Below are 3428 nucleotides of genomic sequence, written 5' to 3'. Positions count from 1 at the left end.
ACGTTGTGCAGGGCTATGGCGATGTCGGCGCCGGGCTTGTCGGCCACGATGTCGTCGCCAAGGTCTCGGTGACCGGTTCGGTGCCGACCGGCCGCAAGGTGCTGTCGCTTGCCGGCTCGAAGATGAAGCACGCGACGATGGAACTCGGGGGCAAGTCGCCGCTGATCGTGTTCGACGATGCCGACATCGAGAACGCCATTGGCGGCGCCATGCTCGGCAATTTCTATTCGACCGGACAGATCTGCTCCAACGGCACGCGCGTCTTCGTGCAGAGCGGCATCCACGACCGCTTTGTCGACCGTCTGATAGAGCGGACCAAGAAAATCCGCATCGGCGACCCGCTCGATCCCGAAACCCAGATGGGACCGCTGGTCTCCAAGGCGCAGCACGACAAGGTGGCCGGCTATATCGAGATCGGCAAGCAGGATGGAGCGACGCTTGCTTGCGGCGGCAATGTGCCTTCGCTGCAGGGCTTTCAGGGCGGCTTCTTCGTCGAGCCGACGGTGTTCACCGGCGTGACCGATGGCATGCGCATCGCCCGTGAAGAAATTTTCGGACCAGTGATGAGCGTGTTGAAATTCGACGGCGAGGACGAGGTGATCGACCGCGCCAACGACACCGAATTCGGCCTCGCTGCCGGCGTCTTCACGCGCGACCTGCCGCGCGCCCACCGCGTCATCGCCGAACTGCAGGCCGGCACCTGCTGGATCAACGCGTATAATCTGACGCCGGTGGAAATCCCGTTCGGCGGCTTCAAACAGTCAGGCATCGGGCGTGAGAATTCACTGGCCGCACTGGCGCTCTATTCGCAGCTGAAGTCGATCTATGTCGAGACCGGGGATGTGGCGAGCCCGTACTGAGGCTGCCCTTACGCCTTCAGGTCGGCCGTGCTGTCCAGATACTGGGTCAGCGCGCAGACCAGATGATAGAAGATGCTGGCCGGAACGTCCGATGCCAGTGAGCGGCCGCGCTCGTCGATGCGGTCGATCCACAGGCCGAGCGGCGCCGGGTCGATGTGCCAGCGGAACAGCCGGCCGACGCGCGCTTCGATCTCGGGCTTCAGATCGGGGCCGCCCGAGCCATCCAGTGCGATCGCCGCCTTCACGGCTTCGGCCTGCGGCCAGCTGCGCGATATCAGGTCGAGCGGCAGGCCCTGCCGCGAGACGGCGCCATAGGCAAGCCCGGTGGCGCGGTTGAGGCCATTGGCGATGGCCGAGGCGTAGAGTTTCCTGGCAAAGCCGCTCAACTCGGCCTGGCCGCTGCGCCCGGCGAAATCGACCAACAAAGAGGCCCATTCGAAATGGTGGCCAGGCTCGGTCCACGAGCCTTTCTCGCCGGCGGATGGTTTCCATTCGGCATCGAAATACTCGCCAAGCGTCCAGCTTTCCGGATCGAAGAAATGACTGCGGAAGAGGTCGATGATGCGCGCTGCGCGGCGCAGATGGGCGCGCTCGCCGGTCGCCTGGTGCCAGGCGAGGAAGGCCTCAAGCAGGTGCATATGCGGGTTGGAGCGGCGCTCGCCTTTGCCATCCGATGTCTCAAGGAAGCCGGTCATGCGGCTGTCTTCGAGATGCGCATCGAGAAAGGCGAAGGTTTCCTCGCCGAGGCGCAAGGCGTCGGGATTGCCAGACATATGCGCATGCGCCAGTGCCAGGAGCACGCAGGAATGATCGTAGGCATCCTCGGTGGCGTCGGCAACCGAACCGTCAACATTCAGCGTCCGAACCCAGCCGCCCTTGTCGGTGCGGCCCTTGCCGGCCATGAAGGCGATGCCGTGGCTGATCAGCCGGTCGGCCGGACCGTCCCAGCCGCGCGCCCGGGCAACGGCGAAGGCATAGACCTGCCTCGCCGTGGTGCGCATGCGCTTGGGCTTCATCAACGGCGAAGCGTCCAGGCCAAGCGCTTCGTGAAAGCCGCCATGGCGTTCGTCGACGCCCGATGTCGACCACAGCGGCAAGGTCTCCTGAAACAGCCAGTGATGCACGCGCCGCCGCCAGGCGCCGCTTTCGATGACGCGGTCATGCGCCGGCGTGAACCTGGTTTCCAGGCGACCCGATTTTTCGAGCTGCTCGACGATCTTCTTGACGTGTTGGCTGTGGCTGACCGGAGCGACGAAGGTGGCATCCGATGTCGAAACGATGGCGATGTCCTTCATGCCGATCGCCGACAGCAGGCGGCCGTCACTGCGAATGTAGGAATTCTCGCAATCGATGGCGACGACGTCGCCGATGATGACATTGCCCCGGTCGTCGGCGGGGCCGACATCGAGCAGCGACTGCCATGAGCCGAGATCGTTCCAGCGGAAGCCGGCCGGCACCATCGCGATGTCTTTTGCCCGCTCCATGATGGCGTAGTCGATCGAGTTCGACGGAATGGCGGCGTAGAGTTCTAGCGGCATGTAAAGGCCGGACAAATCCGATGTCGCTGCCTTGTACGCTGCTTCGGTGGCCTGCCAGATATCCGGCTGGAACGCTATGAAGGCATCACGCATGGCGCTGGCGCGAAAAAGGAAGATACCGGTGTTCCAGTAGAAATTTCCGGCCTTGAGATAGCTTTGCGCAGTCGCAAGATCCGGCTTTTCGACGAAGCGCGACACGTCGAAGATGCCGCCGCTTTCGGCCGCAACCTCGATATAGCCGTAGCCGGTCTCGGGCTGTGTCGGCCTGATGCCGAACACCACCAGCCGGCCGCTACGCGCTGCCTCGGTGCCGGCTTCGACGCTCTGCCAGAACTGGCGCGGGGTCGATATCTCATGGTCCGACGGCACCACCAGCACCAGGCTGTCGCCGAACTCGGACAGTGTGCGCAGCGTCGCCAGTGCGACGGCGGCGGCTGTGTTGCGCCCGGTCGGCTCGAACAGCGGCCCGCCGCCGGCGAGGTCGAGGCCGGCAAGATCGGCGTGAACGCGGTCGGCATGGCGCTCCGCGGCAATCAGGAAGATCGGCGTTTCGCCTTCCGGCCGGGCCGTCAGCCGGCGCAAGGTCTTGGCCAGCATCGAGCCGTCGCCGGACAGATCGTGGAACTGCTTGGGATTGTCCTCGCGCGACAGCGGCCACAACCGCGAGCCGACCCCGCCGCTCATGACAAAACTGACAATCCGCTCGGTCATTCAACCACCATTCAAAAGGTCTGGTTGTAGGCGCCCACCTCGGGGCTGCGGCGCAGCACGGTGTCGACAGCCTCGAACATCTCCCGTCGACGCTGCGACGACACCGGGCTTTCGACGACCACGACCAGTTCCGGCTTGTTCGACGAGGCGCGCACCAGTCCCCAGGTGCCGTCGTCCGCGACAACGCGCGCACCGTTGACGGTGATGAGGTCGGCGATCTTCTGGCCCGCAAAAACCGTTCCATCCCGCTTCATGGCCTGAAAGTCGGCAACCACCCGCTCGACAACGCCATACTTCACATCGTCCGCGCAGTGCGGCG

At 64.4% G+C, this 3428-nt stretch carries 2 protein-coding genes and 1 pseudogene; 1 reads left to right on the top strand and 2 read right to left on the bottom strand.

What is annotated here, in order from left to right:
- Positions 1-860, top strand: an 860-nt coding sequence (locus EN879_RS28720) for an aldehyde dehydrogenase family protein (protein WP_127274406.1), incomplete at its 5' end; no start/stop codon positions are given.
- 8 nt (positions 861-868) lie between these two features.
- Here EN879_RS28720 and EN879_RS28715 read toward each other — a convergent pair.
- Both EN879_RS28715 and EN879_RS28710 read right to left on the bottom strand, forming a co-directional pair.
- Complete coding sequence (locus EN879_RS28715) at positions 869-3109, bottom strand: mannose-1-phosphate guanylyltransferase/mannose-6-phosphate isomerase (protein ID WP_013532683.1); 2241 nt, start codon at positions 3107-3109, stop codon at positions 869-871.
- Positions 3110-3120: 11 nt separating this feature from the next.
- Positions 3121-3428 (bottom strand): annotated as a pseudogene (locus EN879_RS28710) (phosphomannomutase/phosphoglucomutase); the annotation flags it as partial.

Origin of the sequence: Mesorhizobium sp. M7A.F.Ca.AU.002.02.1.1 (assembly GCF_003998535.1) — a bacterium.
GTDB lineage: Bacteria > Pseudomonadota > Alphaproteobacteria > Rhizobiales > Rhizobiaceae > Mesorhizobium > Mesorhizobium ciceri.
The sequence above is the reverse complement of the archived record's forward strand: the minus strand, read 5'-3'. Positions and strand labels throughout refer to the sequence as shown.